Origin of the sequence: Rhodopseudomonas sp. B29 (genome assembly GCF_000333455.1) — a bacterium.
GTDB lineage: Bacteria > Pseudomonadota > Alphaproteobacteria > Rhizobiales > Xanthobacteraceae > Rhodopseudomonas.
On record NZ_BADD01000161.1, the window covers coordinates 1 to 1,201 of the forward strand.

Below are 1,201 nucleotides of genomic sequence, written 5' to 3' on the forward strand. Positions count from 1 at the left end.
GTGCCCGGTCAAAGTGATGCGCCGCGTCAACGAACGCATGAACATGCGCGAAGTAACGATCGCCTACGGTATGACCGAGACTTCTCCGGTCAGCTTTCAGAGCGCGGTCGACGATCCAGAAGACCGGCGCGTGTCGACGGTCGGCCGCATTCATCCGCATGTCGAGGTCAAGATCGTCGATCTCGAAGGCCGCATCGTGCCGCGCGGACAGCGCGGCGAACTATGCACCCGCGGCTACAGCGTGATGCTCGGCTATTGGGACGAGGCCGAGAAGACCACTGAGGTGCTCGACGCCGCCGGCTGGATGCACACCGGCGACCTCGCCACCATCGACGACGAAGGCTTCTGCAATATCGTCGGCCGCATCAAGGACATGGTGATCCGCGGCGGCGAGAATCTCTATCCGCGCGAGATCGAGGAATTCCTGTATCGCCACCCCAAGATCCTGGACGTCCAGATCTTCGGCGTCGCCGACGACCGCTACGGCGAAGAACTCTGCGCCTGGGTGCGCCTGCGCCCCGGCGAAACGCTCACCGCCGACGATGTCCGCGCCTTCTGCCAAGGCCAGATCGCCCACAACAAGATCCCGCGCTACGTCGAATTCGTCGACGAATTCCCGATGACGGTGACGGGCAAGATCCAGAAGTTCATCATGCGCGAGAAGGTCGAGAGCAAGCTCGGGCTCAAGGCGATGAAGACGGCGTAGTGATTAGTTCACTGAATTTGCCTTCGTCATTCCGGGGCGCGCGTAGCGCGAACCCGGAATCCATACTCCCTGGACTCGCGACGGATGCGCAGAGACCGCGAACTTGTGCTTAAGTAACAATGGCAGGGGTGATGGGGTGGACGGCCCCCGACGGCATCGCATTGTGCCAGATTGAGGTTGTTGCAAACTTCAAACGAGGGAGCCGTCCGTGAACGAGATTATCCGCATTGGGATGGATACGTCGAAGCATTTCTTTCAGCTGCACGGGGTCGGCGCCGACGAGCGCGTGGTACTGCGCAAGAAGCTGCGGCGCAGTCAGATGCTGGCGTTTTTCGCAGGTTTGCCGCCAACAGCGATCGGGATCGAGGCCTGCGGTGCATCGCATCATCTGGCGCGGACCCTCAGCGGGCTCGGCCATACGGTGAAGCTACTCGCGCCGCAACACGGCAAACCCTACGTCAGCCGTAACAAGAACGATGGCGCGTGCGAGGCCTG

General features: G+C 61.6%; 1 protein-coding gene and 1 pseudogene. Both read left to right on the top strand.

Features of this window, described 5'->3' with window-relative positions; translation table 11 throughout:
* Nucleotides 1-706 (top strand): AMP-binding protein (locus I5M_RS05780; protein ID WP_022720534.1); only part of this gene is annotated, 706 nt, incomplete at its 5' end.
* A 208-nt stretch (nt 707-914) separates the two neighbouring features.
* A pseudogene (locus tag I5M_RS05785) lies at nt 915-1,201 on the top strand (IS110 family transposase); the annotation flags it as partial.